A 14,407-nucleotide genomic window follows, 5' to 3' on the forward strand; every position below is an offset into this window, starting at 1 on the left:
CCGGGGACGATTCCGCAGGAGTGAGTAGAGAGTCTTAGGCAAAACCGGGATTCCCGCAGGAGATTTTTTCGGCAGTCCAAGCCGAAAAAAAGTGAGCATGGGCAGAGAATGCACATCAAGCATTCTTTGACCATACGAACGGTGCTCCTGCGGGGATTCCGGTTTTGTCTTAGACTCTCTTCACGACGGAGGTGTCCCCGGAACTTAAGCCTTCCTCCTGTCCGAATCAGCCGGCCCGCTGCCGCGGGATTTGTCTCACCGTCCCCCTGCCACCCCATGCCTTCCGACTAGGCAGTCTCAAGCTTAAGAAGTTAAATCTCAAATATCTATAGATAAGATGTCAAAATATCATACACCTCATCTCCATCCCCAGCCCCAATCAACTGTTCAATCATCGTTCCATTCTGGACCACTAAATTAATTAGATCTTTCAATACCCCAAGCTGGGCTTTCTGCTCTTTGATGGCCAGCATAATCACAATCTCTACTGCTACCGTATCTCCTGAGCCGCTGCCCATAACCTGGAATTCTACCGGGTGTTTTAGTACAGCCACACAGATTCTGGTTTCCTTTACATATACAGCATCCGTATGGGGGATAGCCACCTTACGGCCTTCTAAGGGAAGTCCTGTAGGATATTTCTGTTCCCTCATTATTACATTTGTTCCGTATTCCTCTGTTACCAGCCCAAGCTGAAACAGACGCTCAGATAAAGTACGCAGCACTTCCTCGCTGCTCTCCCCGCTCACACCTACGTAGCAGGTTTCTCTGCTTAAAGCCTCTTTTAACGGCATAATCTTCCCCCTTATACTTTATCATACGGCAAATCCGTATGTCAGTGCCCAGGGCAAGTACTGTGGTGTGTCCCCGGGTATAAATTACTGAATGTTTCTATGGTATCACAAGGATGTTCTGATGCAAAAATAGTCCGCCCCATCACAACCCCTGTGGCCCCTGCTTTTTTCAGACAGAGGAATTCTTTTTCAGCAATTCCCCCGTCTGCTATAATCTCTGTCTGAGGGCCGCATAACCTAGCCAGGCATTCTACTTTTTTAATCATCTCATTCTGAAACAGATCGCCCTCGCCGTCTGGTTCAGAGGTCATAATTAAAATATAGTCCAGCCGGTCGAGATACGGCTTAAGGACATTTGCAGGCGTATTTGGATTCAGCGCAATTCCTGCCTTCATCCCCATTCTCTTTATCTTATGGATCACCCGCAGGGGGTAACCCGTGGATTCCCAGTGAAATGCGGCTGCACTGCATCCCGCTTCCCCCAGCTCCTCTATATACATCAAAGGGTTTGTGACCATAAGATGGGCATCCCATATCTTATCATATTTTGACACAACCGCCCGAATGGTTTTCATACCGAACGTTATATTCGGGACAAAATTGCCGTCCTCAATATCAAAATGCAGATACTTATGGCCTCCCAGCGCTTCTATCTCTTTGCCCAGGCACAGCTGATTGGCAGATGCCACTGACGGCAGAATCTTCATTATTATCTGCCTCCCCGCCTTTACAATGTGGCTCTGAATTCTTTTACAACATCCATAAATTCTTTTACACGTGCCTCGTCTGCCGGATTCTCGAATTTTCCGTCCTTCTTGAAGGTGGTGCCTACCACTGCACCGTCTGCTATTTTTAATTGCTCCCTTACATTATTGATCCGCACCCCTGTATTTGCAAATACAATCGTATCCGGCACCTCATTTTTTACAGTTTCAAGCACCTGGGAATCGGTTGCCGCCCCTGCAGTCAGTCCTGACACACACAGTGCGTCCGGCTTGCAGTTAAACACCGTGCTCTTAGCGATCTGGCTGATGTCTTCTCTCTGAATATACTTGGCAGCCTCCGGTACAATATTGAATAACAGCTTTACATCCTCCGCACCAATCTCGTGCTGGTGTCTTACAACTGCACCACAGTTTGTATTCCACAGGCCAAAGTCACTTGCATATACACCTGTAAAAATTTCGCGGACAAACTTTGCGCCTGTCGCCACTGCCAGGTCCAGAGACTTTGCAGGATCCCACAGCACATTAACCCCAAATGGAATATCCAGATCTGATTTCAGCTCCCCGATCACCCGGGCCATGGCCGCTACCGTCTCTGTTCTCACATCCGTGAGATAAGGCAGGCTGAACTCATTGGAAAACATAATTGCATCCACTCCGCCCTTCTGCAGTGCCAGCATCTCCTCTCTGGCCCGTTTAATCACGGCCTCCATGCCGCCGGCTTTGTCAAATCCCGGATCTCCCGGAAGTGCCATAAAATGACACATAGCGATAATTGGTTTGTCTGTTCCCAGCACTTCTTCTGTCCATTTTTTTCCCATAATAAATTCTCCTTTATTATATATTATTTTTTGATGCCTCTGGTAAGATCCACCTGTCTGCTGAATCTGCAGGCAGCCGCCATCATAAGAGCAATACAATCTTCAATATCCTGCCGGCTGGCCACTTCAACAAGGGAATGGGTGTAGCGTAAAGGAATCGATAAGTGGGCCATGGGGATTCCCTCAGTTCCCGCCAGCTGAGTAAATGCATCATCAGTGATCACCCCGATGACCACTTCTTTCTGGCATTTCAGTCCCTCTTCTTTCGCTGTCTCTTCCAGGAACGAGTTCAGTTTAGGGTTGGGCAGCAGCCCTCCCAGCGTGCCTCTTCCGTGGAAGTTCATATACATAATGGCAACCCCTTTGTCAAGCTCCATCTCATACCTTCCTTTTAATTCCGGCGTATCGCAGGCAGGAGAAATATCTACACAGATAGCTGCGTCCGGCTGTAATCGGTGAAAGGTCGGAGTTGAAGAACGGATATTGAATTCTTCCTGAACGGTAAATATAAGATGCACATCGGCCTTATGTTCTCTCTGATCTAATTTCTCTGCCATACTAAGCAGTGCATAAATTCCCATTCTGTCATCCAGTGATTTAGATGCCACATAATTACCCAGGCTCGTATAATTAGGCAGGTAGGTCACAACGCTGCCAATGGCAACCCCCTTTTCCAAAACCTCTTCTTTTGATTTGCAGCCCAGATCCACATAGAGTTCAGAAATAGTTGTGACAGCAAACTTTTTGTCGGCCGGTGTCAGATGATGGGAAGTATTCCCCACCACCCCCCTGTATGACTTTGTTTCATCCAGTGTATGTACCTCCAAAAATGCTGCGGGCAGTACCTTTTCAGGAACCCCTCCCACCCGCTCAAGCCTCAGAAATCCGTTGTCTTCTATTTTCCTGACAATCAATCCCACTTCGTCCATGTGAGCAAAAAATGCAATAGACGTCCCGTCCTTCTCTGTCCCCGGATAGGTTGCAGTAATATTTCCCAGCTTGTCTACGTGAATCCTTTGACAGGTCTTCCTGAGCTTCTCCAGGACATAGTCAATCATTTTGTCCTCATGCCCGCTCAGTGCAGGGATATCCGTCAAGTCCTTCAAGTCTTTATCAAAATTCATAGCAATCTCCTCTCTGCTAACCAATATGCATTCTGCCTCCGTCTGCGATTATCACTTCTCCGCACAGGTATTCGGAGAGCTCACAGGACAAAAACAGGGCAATGTTGGCAATATCCTCAGGCTCCCCCATTCTCCCCAGAGGCATTACTGTCTTGTAATGTTCCCGGGCTGCCTCCTCAGACCCAAACCGCTCTACAAGCATCTTGCTCATAATAACAGCCGGGGCTATGCCGTTGACCCGGATGCCGGCTTTGGCATATTCTCTTGCCAGAAACAGGGTCAATGCATAGCTGCCTGCTTTTGTGGTTACATACTGGGGAATCCCTGTACCTCCGCTGAACACAGAAGCTGATGTCAGGATAATAATAGTTCCTTTTGTTTTTTCCAGGTATGGCTTAGCCGCCTCAGAGCAATAATAGGTCCCCTTTGCGTTAATGGCGTAGCTTTTGTCCCAATCAGCCACCACACCTGCATTGTTTACCAGAATATCGATACGCCCAAATCTGTGAACCACATCTGCAAATACAGCTGCAACTGCCGGGCTGTCTGAGACATCACAGAGATAGTAAGCCGCCTTTTTTCCATACTTAGAGAGTCCCTGCAGAAGCTCTGCCGCACAGGATTCCGGGCAAACATCCAGAATTACAACCTGCGCTCCCGCTTCAGCATACTTTGCAGCTATTGCGGCTCCAATTCCCTGAGCTGCTCCGGTTACTACAGCAACCTTATTTTCCATAGTTATCTGATAACTCATACTTCGCCTTCTTCCGATTCTTCAACTTTAACAATACATTTCAGGCATTCTCCCCGTCCTATGGTCTGGGCAATCGCCTTATCCAATTCATTCAGAGCATACCTATGGGTAATATAGGATTTTGCATCCACTTTTTTACTGTCTATGAGCCGCAATGCCTCACGGGTGTTGTTGTGATTTGCGGAATAAGTAAGCAGCACCTCCAGCTCTTTAAAAAACGCCTGGCTTACGTAAAACTTTACATATTCTTCCGGGGCCGGGGTAGCGAACAATAATAATTTTCCTCCCTTTCCTGTGAGCTTCAGACCCATCTCCATGGCCTTAATATCTTTTGCCATGACACACACTTTGTCAAACTGATTCCATCCAAATGTTTCTTTCAGGCACTCCAGCTCTTTGTCCAGATCCGCATCCGCTCCACGGACCGCCCTTGCTCCCTTTTTCTCCGCCATTTTCTGCCTCCACGGAATCATCTCATAGGCCACAATGTCGGTTACCCCGTAAGCTTTCAGGGACTCAATCAGCATCAACCCTATAGTTCCCGCACCAATAACTGCAATCCGGTCAGAGGGCTGTACATTAAGTCGCTCAATCCCGTGAAGCGCACATGCCAGGGGTTCGATCAGAGCTGCCTCCTCAAAGCTCATACTGTCAGGCAGCTTTAACGTGTCTGTCTTAACATGGCTCCGTCCGGCTTTGAAATACTCGGCAAATCCGCCCGGTTTATAGTTCGTTGCTTTAAACTGACGGCAGAGAGTATACTTTCCTTTCCGGCACTCCTCACAATTCATGCAGGCAACATGATGATGCACAAACACCCGGTCCCCCACCTGAAATTCCTCCACATTTTCTCCAGTTTCTTCAATCACTCCCACTGCTTCATGTCCCAGGACAACAGGGGCTTTTGGTTTGTTATACCATTCCATGGTATCTGCAACGCAAACTCCGCAGGTATTGGTCTTTACAACAATTTCTCCCTCCCCTGCTGTCGGTTTAGGCATTTCCTCTACCCGGACATCTGCATTGGTGTAATATACTGCTGCTTTCATGGTTTCCTCCTTTTTATATCAAAGCCTTGCCCGCCATTTTAAAAAATAGCTGCGATTTTTGACAGGATCCAAGTCAGCCAGTTACCTGCCGAAAGTGCGGTGATGTTAACTGCCCCGTCAGGAATGGTATATCCCGCCTGTACTGCCATGGTGGTCATTGAGGAACCAAAGCTTGTACAGATAAGCATTACCACGCTCATGATTACAATCCCGCAGATCAGAGAGCGGAAAAGATTTCCCTTGCTGAGACAGGGAACCAAAGCTACAAAGTAAGCCAGGGATGCCAGATCGCCGAAGGGAAGCACCCGGTTGCCCGGAAGGATCACTGCCAGTACCAGAACAACCGGAATCAGGATTATTCCCGCGGCTACTGTAGTTGGGTGCCCGATAAGGATGGCAGAATCCAAGCCTACATAAAACTCCCGATCTCCGAAATGCTTTTTCATAAACTTCTTAGCCGCATCTGAAACTACGGTCAGAGACTCCATAAACAAGGCTATAAATTTAGGTATAATCATCATAACCGCGCCAATGGATATGGCAGAGCTTAGCAGCAGAGGGATATCACTCCAATATCCGGCCAGGCACCCCAGAATCAGCCCCAGAACCGTTCCCAGTACAAGAGGACTTCCAAAAATTCCCCATTTTTCCTGAATATGTTTTTCGTCCCAGTTGATATTCTTAACTCCGGGTATACGGTCCAGCAGCCAGTTCACTCCGGCAATAATTGGTACACTGGTTACTGCCCACCCGTGAGGGATAGACACGCCCGGCACATTGTAAAATGCCTGGACTCTTTTTGCCGTCCGGTCTGCCATCACCAGACAGAACGCCGCATGAATTCCGCCCGCAATCAATCCGACAATTAAATTTCCAGAAATGATATACACTACGGATGCGGTAAACGCGTGATTCCAGAAATTCCAGATATCCACATTTAACGTCTTCGTGAGTCTAGTTGACAGCATTAAAATATTAACTCCAAGGGAAACCAGGATAATCAAAGCTCCGCAGGTGGTGCTGTATGCAATGGCAGATCCAACCGCCCAGCCCACATCTAAAATATCATTTTTAATTCCCCAGTTCTCCACCATAATATCTACCATAGGACTCACAGTAGAGATGAGCAGGCCTATGATCAGATTCAGCCCTATATAAGCGGCACCAAAGGTAAGCCCTGCCATCAAAGATTTTTTGAACTTTGCGCCGAACACCATACACATAATAAAGATGAAAATGGGTATTAACACCGATGCCCCCAGACTTGTCAGCGCACTTGTTACTTTAGTAATCACATCAACCATAAACGCTTTCTCCTTTCCTTTTAAACAGCTGTATTCGAGATTTCCAGAATCTTGGCTGCCAGCTCTTCCAGCAGCTCATCATCCCCCACTCCTGTCAGCAGGGGCACACCATTAAACACAGGCAGCCCGGATTCAAAGGAAACCTGAGCTGTACTCAGAATCACATCACATCCGCTTAACCGGTTTGCAAGATCCTGTACGCTGCATGTCATAATGGATACGGGAATGTGCCGTTCCTCCATATATTCCTGTACCATCGACGCTGCATGCGTTGATGTTGCTATACCTGATCCACAGGCCACCATTAATTTTACTGTTCTTCCCATAATATCTCTCCTTTTTCGTTATATTCCTGCGCCAGCTGAAACGCTGCTGCCATGCCTCCCTGCTCGGGTACCTCAATGATCCTGCTTCCGGTTTTTTTCAGTTTTTCCGGGGCATTGGCCGGTACAAAGGAATACCTGCTGCAGGCCAGCATAGTATAATCGGTCATTGCATCCCCCGCTGCAAATGTCTGCCCCGGATTCATGTCATACAACCGCAAAAGCTCTGCCATAGCTACGCTTTTGTCCGTATGATCCGAGACAATTTCCACAAAATGCCGGCTGGCAAATCTATAAGTTGTCCCCTTCCAGACGGGCCATGTTCCGCATGTCTCTAAAGCCACCGCATCGGCTCCTGTCAGCAGTATCTTTAATATCCTGCCTTTTACAAGGGATACCTCCGGGATACGGATCCCCCGCTCTGCCCTCACTGCCTTCTGGTCCAGGATGTCATTGCTTTGCAGCAGATAGATCCCATCATCTGTAAAGACCTGGACACTTACATCCGTATACTGCTCCAGCACATACTGCACTGCCGCCAGAACTTCTTCCCCCATAGGGCTGCTCCACAACAGTTTGCCCTGGATAAAATCATAGATTCCGGCTCCGCTGTATACGATGCAGGGATGTGTAATATTCATGAGCCTTGCCACCTGCTCTGTGGCAACAGGCGCCCGTCCCGTGCTTAATACCAGGATACCCCCGGAATCCATATAATCTGCAGCCGCGGCTATCACCTTCGGATGGATGTAAAAATTGTGATCCGACAGGGTCCCGTCAATATCTGACAAAAAAATAGATTTATAGTTCTTGTTCATGCTCCTCCTCTTTCTTCTTCAGGTATCCGTCCAGAAGCTGCTCAATCTCTGCCGCCGTTTTCAGCCCTGTGATCTGCCCTGCCAGCGCTTTGCACTCACTGCTGTCGAGCCTTCGGATTAATTTCCTGGCATCCAGCAGCGAACCTGGAGACATGCTGAACTCATCCAGACCCAGACCAATCAGAAGAGGAATCATCTTTTTATCCCCGGCAGCCTCCCCGCACATTCCACACAAAATCCCTTTTTCATGAGCTCCCTCAATGGCATGCCGGATTAACCGGAGAACCGAGGGGTGGTAAAAAGAATACAGCTGGGAAACCCTGTCATTTCCCCTGTCCACTGCCAGAGTGTACTGGATCAGGTCGTTTGTACCGATGGAGAAGAAATCGCATTCCTCTGCAAAGGCCTCAGCCATAACGGCTGTTGAGGGAATTTCAACCATAATCCCCATAGGAATCTTATCTTTTACTGCAACGCCTTCTCTGATCAGCTGTTCCCGGCACTGTCCAACGGTTTCTTTGGCCCACCTCAATTCTTCCAGAGAAGAAATCATGGGAAACATAATGTGAAGATTTCCTTTTTCCGAAGCACGGAGCAGTGCCCTTATCTGGGTCTTAAATAACTCCTGCTCCGCCCTGCACAGGCGGATGGCCCGAAGCCCCAGAAATGGATTTTCCTCCTTTTCCAGTCCCAGGGCAGGCACTTCCTTATCCCCCCCTATGTCCAGCGTACGGATGATAACCGGAGCATCCCCCATAGCTTCCAGTACACCGGCGTATGCCTGGTACTGTTCTTCTTCCTGGGGAATCCTGTTCCTTGAGAGATACAGGAACTCAGACCGCAAAAGCCCAATCCCCTTTGCACCGCAGCGCACAGCCCTTTCCGTCTCCCCAGGTGTCCCGATATTTCCATACAGTGTTATCTCCTGCCCGTCTTCGGTCCGGCACGGCAGTTTGACCAGCCTCTGCATTTCCTCATTTCTCTCTTTTTCCCGGGCAATCTTATCCCGGAACTCCCGGCAAGTCTCTTTGGAGGGGTTGAGATATACTTTCCCCAGCTCCCCGTCCACTGCCGCGAGAACCCCGGTCTTGGCATAATCTAAAATCCCTTTGACTCCTACCACAGCCGGAATTTCCAAAGTTCTGGCAAGTATCGACGTGTGGGAGGTCCTTCCCCCTCCTTCCATTACCATACCGGCTACATGGTCCAAATCCATACTTCCGGTAACCGAAGGGGGAATATCCCTGGAAATAATGACCACATCCTCTTTCAGTTCACTCAGATCCGGCATTGAAATACCTAAAATACACCTCTGCAGCTGTACCTTAAGATCCAGAAGGTCACCAGCACGCTGCCGCATATATTCATTTTCCATTCCCTGAAAGGTACGAACATGCCCTTCTATAACCTCTTCGACTGCTCTGACTGCTGTTTTTCCCTTTTGCATCTCCTCCACGATGGGACGAATCAGTTCTTCATCCCTGAGGATGGAGCAGTGAGCCTCGAAGATAGCAGCCTCTTCCTTTCCAATGGACTGTCTGGTTTTTTCGGCCAGCGTTCTTGTTTTTTCATAGATATCCTTTGCCGCACTTAGAAATAGTCTTTTTTCCTCTTCATATCCTTTCCATGTGCCGTCCAGTGGAATCGGGCTTTCCTTTAATACAATTACCTTGGCCAGGCACAGTCCCTTAGATACTCCTGTTCCCTGCATAGATTCACCCCAATCCTCTTTACTCATCCAGACCGTCTTTTATTGCCTGGACAATTGTTTTACTGGCCTCCTGCTCATCCTCACCGTTGCAGACCACTTCAACCTCTGCCCCACAGTCAATGCCTGCTCCCAGCACATGCAGAATAGACTTTGCATTAATTGTTTTATCCTCCCCACACACAATCTCTATCTTTGAGACAAACTGATTCGCAAGTTTAATGAGGGTGTCCGCAGGGCGTGCATGCAGACCTTCCTTTGAAATTATTGTTACCTTTTCTCTTACCATAATTATCCTCCTCTACTGAAATATTCCCATAATCTCCCGGCTTTGTTTTGCATGCATTAGCCTTTCCACGGTTTCCTTTTTCCCCAGCCTGCGTACCATATCCTTTAAAATTTCAGTCTCCGGGCATTCTTCTTTTGGTACTGCAAATACAAAAACAAGTTTCACCATCCTATGCTGGGGAGGATAGGCTTTCCCCGGGGCCCAGTCCACATATTCTTTAAGCCTGATACACGCGGTCACCGGACAATGGACAGTAACTGATTCTGCATGGACCAGGGCAATATGGCTGCCAATCCCTGTATAAGCCAGTCGCTCCCGTTCCCATATTTCCTGTTCCAGCTTCTCTTTCTCCATTTCGCTGCAATTTCTCAGAACAAGTCCCACAGCACAGGCAATCACATCCTCTTTCGACAGGCAGCCGCTTTCAAGGATTATATTCTCTTCCGGAAGAATTGACTGATCCTTCATTTTTTGCACACCCCCTGCCTGAGATATTTTTGAACTTCCTCCTGTGACCTGCACTGTATAAGTGTCCGTAGATTAACTTCCTCTAAAGAAAGGCGGTAAAGCTCCCGGAACAGTTCTTTTTGCTCCTCCGCCTTTCCGGGCAGCAGGTCCAGTCTCAGCATCTTGTTGTCCCTGTCAATGGTTAAAAATACTTCGGTCTTATCCTTACGTCCCTTCCAGACCACCGCCAGGCACTGAGGCAGAAGGTAAGCTTCGCATATCTTTCGCCCTCTTTCTCTGGCGCCGTTCCAGTTTCCAAAGGTTATGTGTCCTCCCGGAAGCAGACTTTCCAGTAATCCGTAATTAATCTTTACTCTCTGTTCCAGGAGATACACATTATTTCTTATAGCGCTGATATCCCGATTGGTCAAAAAAGAGGACACTACCAGATAGGGGACTGCCGCAACATCCACAGGGACTGTGGAGATTACCAGATCCGCCTGTTTTAAATCAAAAGAGCTAAGCTTTCTGGAGGGAATCACGTCCAGGATGTTAAAGTTTGGGAATTCCTGCTGCAGCCTTGCGCTCAGCAGCTGTGAGGTGCCGTAACCGCTGTGGCATACCACCAGAACATTCACCAGAGAAGTCTGCTTCACCATAAGTGTCTGATAATAAGTCGCAATATTAGCAATCTCATCCAGGCTGATTTCCTTCAGCCCATATCTCTCACAGATCATGCCGCATACAATCTGGCAGATGCCCACCATCTGCGGGTAACTCATCTGCATCTCCTCCAACAGCGGATTAGCAATCTTTATGTTGTACTCCAGGCGGTTCAGCAGAGGTCTGATATGCATCATAAGACCCTGTAGAAGCATGTCCTCATTGCGAACCTCCATATCCAGAATATCTGTCATATATTCTGTCAGCACAGCCGCAACCTCATCACTTTTGCTGTCCGATTCCCCGACCCACCCAGGTGTCTCATCCACTGTGCCCAGGGAACTGATATACTGGTATATGTAGAAGGTTTCATCCTCCCCAATGTTAATACCGTAACGTTCCTTGATCTTTGCAGAAATATTCTCTGCCCTCTGGTACTGCCTTGCCGCCTTTGCACTGAATACGGTTTCTCTCTGGGCTGTACGCACCTTTCTTCCGCTTCTGACTCTCTGGATGCAGATAAGAATGTGTGTGAGCAGGTTTTTATAATAAATGTCGCTGGTATCCAGTTTCAGGTCTTCCAAAAGAGCCTCCACAAATGCAATTTCTTCCGGCTGAAAGATCTCCAGAAGATTCTGCAGTGTTACCTCGTCCAGATGGATCACTGCAGTGATGGCCTCCCGGATGTCCTTTTCCCTGCCGGCAATCTGTGTGCCTTTTTTGTTCTTCACCAGGGATAAATGATACGGTGCAATCCACTCCTCTACATACTTGAGATCATTTACGATACTCGCTTTTCCTACATAGTAGGAATCTGAGAGCTTTTGTACAGAGGTGGCAGTTCCGGAATGAAGCAGGAGATTTTTCAGTATGTTATTCCGGCGCTCTGACGAGTTCCACTTCCGGGGCTGGTTCCCTGCATGCAGATGATTGAGCAGATCCATGTTATGCCTGATCCCTTCGTCCGCAAGAATCCCCTTTCCGGTTTTTGCAAGAATTCCCGCTCCGTACAGCTTCAGTTCCCCCCGAATGGTCTTCAGATCCTCCTGCAGCGTCTTATCAGATACTTCCAGTTTTTGTGCAAAATACTGAATAGACCTGTACTCTTTTTCCTCCAGCAGCAGTCTGACAAACTCCAGCTGCCTCTTATTCAGATTCTCCATACGCGTCTCTCCTTAGGTTGTCCCCTTGCAGATGTGCATCTTGTTTACATCTACACTATATCATCCGCATTTTATATTTAAAATACCAAACAGTTTCCCTATCGTTAGGGAACTTTTAATACACATTATACCATTTCCATCTTATTTTCTCATTTCATAATGTCATATTGACTAAAGCACGCCAATTATTTTTCTTTGTTTTTACAATAAATTATTGACTTTATCCAATTTCAATGATAATATCCAAATAAATACTTGGTTTTTTACAAATTTTAAAGGAGGATTATCTTATGAAACATGTATTGTTTGTGTGTGGAACAGGCGGCATCACTTCGGCAGTGGCAGAGAACCGGGTCATTGAGGCCTGTACTGCAGCAGGACTGAATGTACAGACCAGGCGCTGTACCCCCACTTCCATTGACTCTAATCTTGATGGAATTGATTTGATTGTCTCTACCACTTATCTGGGGGGCGATTACCCCGTAGAAGTTGTAAATGCAATTTCCCTCATTACCGGAATCGGCTGTGACACGGTATTGGAGGAGATTGTTTCAAAACTAAAATAGGAGGAGGGTATACATATGTTTATTCAAGTCATTAATTTTATAATGGACGCCGGTTCCTCAGTCTTCATGCCTGTCATCATTCTTATTTTGGGACTTATCTTTGGTCTTAAACCGGGGAAAGCATTTAAAGCGGGAATCACGGTAGGAATAGGCTTTATCGGAATTAACCTCGTAATCTCACTCCTTGCGGATAACCTTATGGTAGTTATCAACCAATTAGTTGATGTTTATGGTTTCAAACTGACGGCTGTAGATGTTGGCTGGCCCATAGCTGCCAGCATTGCCTGGTCAAGCGGAGCTGTGGTTCCTGTGATTTTGGTGTCCGTATTTGTGATGAACATACTTTTGATTATCGCAGGCTTTACTAAGACCCTGGATGTAGATATCTGGAACTACTGGCAGCCTCTGTTTATCGGAGGAGCCCTGTATCTGATCAGCGGCAATATGATCCTCGCCGTGGTTACCGCCTGCATCTCCATGGCTGTCATCTTTAAAATCGCCGATTATTCGCAGCCCTATGTGGAAAAATTTTTTGGTATACCTGGTATCTCTATTCCTCACATTGAGTCCACCGGATGGGCACTGATTGGTATCCCTCTGAATAAACTGATAGATAAGATACCAGTTCTTAATAAAATTGACTGGACCCCTGAAAAAACCCAGAAAAAACTTGGGGTGCTGGGGGAACCCTGTGTTCTCGGCCTCATTATAGGCGCACTTCTGGCTATTATCGCCCGGACAGATGCCTCTACAGTTATGAATACAGCTATGGTAACCAGTGCCGCCATGTATCTGCTTCCCAAAATGATTGGAGTTCTCATGGAAGGACTGATGCCCATATCCGCGGCGGCTTCCCAGTTCATGCAGAAACGGTTTAAAGGAAGGTCTTTGTATATTGGTCTGGACGCTGCCGTGGTAGTGGGACATCCATCCATCATTGCCACCTCGCTGCTGCTCATCCCTACCACTCTCCTTTTAGCAGTTATTATCCCCGGAAATGTAACCCTCCCCCTGGCTGAATTAAGCGGACTCGCTTTCTTTATTGTATGGGCCGTTGTTCCCTGCAACGGGAATGTATTCCGGGGCTGGCTCATCGGGACCCTGTTTATGGCCGTTATCCTGTTGATTTCTTCGGATTATGCTCCTGTTATGACCTCGTTGGGGCAAAGTGTAGGCTTTGAATTTCCGGAAGGCGCCAGTATGGTTACCTGTCTTTCCATTGGCTCCCAGTGGATCTCCTATGTTTTTTACAAGATAGCTGTATTATTTATATAACAAAGAAAGAAGGTATAAAAATGTGTAACAAACGGATGTATATCCGTATGGCTGCTACGGATCAGGAATTTGCTAAAAGCGCGGCTCTTTTAAGTCAGAATGAACCATGGGTCAGCCTCGGCCGGACCTACGACTATACGATGGGAAAGGTACGGGACTCCTCCGGCGAACTATATGTCGCTTACTGGGGGGATGAGATTGCCGGCTGCATCCTTTTAGAAATGCACGGCAACCTGAAAGGATTTATCCGCTCCTTCTGCGTTGATCCCCAATTTCAGGGACTGGGGATAGGAAGCAAGATCTTATCCTTTGCGGAAACTCTTATCTTTAAAAGACATCCCAATGTCTTTGTTTTTGCGGCTTCTTTTAACGAGGGCGCCGTACGTTTTTATAAACGGCATGGCTATGAACATATAGGAACCTTTCGGGATTATGTGGCTGCCGGGAGTGACGAGCTTCTGTTCCGCAAAACAACCGGCCCCTCCAATGACTTCCTGGCAGTCCGGGAGGAAACCGATATATAGCTGTATTCATGCATGTTTGACATTGTTGCAGGCCGCTTTCTATGATATACTTTATCATAC

The 14,407-nt window shown here is 47.5% G+C and carries 16 protein-coding genes; 3 read left to right on the top strand and 13 right to left on the bottom strand.

All coding sequences use genetic code 11. From position 1 onward, the window contains the following. Positions 1–326: 326 nt before the first annotated feature. From GKG41_RS20320 to GKG41_RS20380, 13 genes are read right to left on the bottom strand one after another with little or no spacing between them, the layout of a single operon-like run. Positions 327–794: a PTS sugar transporter subunit IIA gene (locus GKG41_RS20320; RefSeq protein WP_154261663.1), complete on the bottom strand. Its 468-nt coding sequence runs from the start codon at positions 792–794 to the stop codon at positions 327–329. 41 nt (positions 795–835) lie between these two features. Next, positions 836–1,501, bottom strand: a complete 666-nt coding sequence (locus tag GKG41_RS20325; protein ID WP_154261664.1) for a ribulose-phosphate 3-epimerase — start codon at positions 1,499–1,501, stop codon at positions 836–838. Positions 1,502–1,521: 20 nt separating this feature from the next. Continuing rightward, on the bottom strand, positions 1,522–2,340 hold the full coding sequence (locus tag GKG41_RS20330) for a BtpA/SgcQ family protein (RefSeq protein WP_154261665.1): 819 nt from the start codon (positions 2,338–2,340) through the stop codon (positions 1,522–1,524). Positions 2,341–2,363: 23 nt separating this feature from the next. After that, complete coding sequence (locus GKG41_RS20335; protein ID WP_154261666.1) at positions 2,364–3,464, bottom strand: M42 family peptidase; 1,101 nt, start codon at positions 3,462–3,464, stop codon at positions 2,364–2,366. Between the two features lie 16 nt (positions 3,465–3,480). Continuing rightward, positions 3,481–4,218: an SDR family oxidoreductase gene (locus GKG41_RS20340; RefSeq protein ID WP_154261667.1), complete on the bottom strand. Its 738-nt coding sequence runs from the start codon at positions 4,216–4,218 to the stop codon at positions 3,481–3,483. Next, a complete protein-coding gene (locus GKG41_RS20345) occupies positions 4,215–5,267 on the bottom strand; it encodes an alcohol dehydrogenase catalytic domain-containing protein (protein ID WP_154261668.1) in 1,053 nt (350 codons plus the stop codon). Before GKG41_RS20345 ends, GKG41_RS20340 begins: the two co-directional genes overlap by 4 nt. Before the next feature lie 38 nt (positions 5,268–5,305). Next, positions 5,306–6,571: a PTS transporter subunit IIC gene (locus GKG41_RS20350; protein ID WP_154261669.1), complete on the bottom strand. Its 1,266-nt coding sequence runs from the start codon at positions 6,569–6,571 to the stop codon at positions 5,306–5,308. Positions 6,572–6,591: 20 nt separating this feature from the next. After that, complete coding sequence (locus GKG41_RS20355; protein WP_154261670.1) at positions 6,592–6,897, bottom strand: PTS sugar transporter subunit IIB; 306 nt, start codon at positions 6,895–6,897, stop codon at positions 6,592–6,594. Beyond that, complete coding sequence (locus GKG41_RS20360) at positions 6,882–7,712, bottom strand: HAD family hydrolase (RefSeq protein WP_154261671.1); 831 nt, start codon at positions 7,710–7,712, stop codon at positions 6,882–6,884. Before GKG41_RS20360 ends, GKG41_RS20355 begins: the two co-directional genes overlap by 16 nt. Then, the gene (gene ptsP, locus GKG41_RS20365) at positions 7,696–9,450 is read right to left on the bottom strand and encodes a phosphoenolpyruvate--protein phosphotransferase (protein WP_154261672.1); all 1,755 of its coding nucleotides are present in this window, start codon (positions 9,448–9,450) and stop codon (positions 7,696–7,698) included. The genes GKG41_RS20360 and ptsP overlap by 17 nt, the downstream gene beginning before the upstream one ends. Beyond that, positions 9,443–9,709, bottom strand: a complete 267-nt coding sequence (locus GKG41_RS20370) for an HPr family phosphocarrier protein (protein WP_154261673.1) — start codon at positions 9,707–9,709, stop codon at positions 9,443–9,445. The genes ptsP and GKG41_RS20370 overlap by 8 nt, the downstream gene beginning before the upstream one ends. Positions 9,710–9,721: 12 nt before the next feature. Then, the gene (locus GKG41_RS20375) at positions 9,722–10,177 is read right to left on the bottom strand and encodes a PTS sugar transporter subunit IIA (protein ID WP_154261674.1); all 456 of its coding nucleotides are present in this window, start codon (positions 10,175–10,177) and stop codon (positions 9,722–9,724) included. After that, a complete protein-coding gene (locus GKG41_RS20380; RefSeq protein WP_154261675.1) occupies positions 10,174–11,982 on the bottom strand; it encodes a transcription antiterminator in 1,809 nt (602 codons plus the stop codon). Before GKG41_RS20380 ends, GKG41_RS20375 begins: the two co-directional genes overlap by 4 nt. A 290-nt stretch (positions 11,983–12,272) precedes the next feature. Here GKG41_RS20380 and GKG41_RS20385 point away from each other — a divergent pair, with 290 nt between their 5' ends. The 3 genes from GKG41_RS20385 to GKG41_RS20395 are packed head-to-tail and all read left to right on the top strand — an operon-like array spanning position 12,273 to position 14,347. Beyond that, complete coding sequence (locus tag GKG41_RS20385) at positions 12,273–12,548, top strand: hypothetical protein (RefSeq protein ID WP_154261676.1); 276 nt, start codon at positions 12,273–12,275, stop codon at positions 12,546–12,548. A 15-nt stretch (positions 12,549–12,563) separates the two neighbouring features. After that, complete coding sequence (locus GKG41_RS20390) at positions 12,564–13,823, top strand: PTS transporter subunit IIC (protein ID WP_154261677.1); 1,260 nt, start codon at positions 12,564–12,566, stop codon at positions 13,821–13,823. Between the two features lie 20 nt (positions 13,824–13,843). Next, positions 13,844–14,347, top strand: a complete 504-nt coding sequence (locus GKG41_RS20395; protein WP_154261678.1) for a GNAT family N-acetyltransferase — start codon at positions 13,844–13,846, stop codon at positions 14,345–14,347. The last annotated feature ends 60 nt before the right edge of the window (positions 14,348–14,407 follow it).

The sequence above is a fragment of the Lactonifactor sp. BIOML-A5 genome (assembly GCF_009677585.1).
GTDB lineage: Bacteria > Bacillota > Clostridia > Lachnospirales > Lachnospiraceae > Lactonifactor.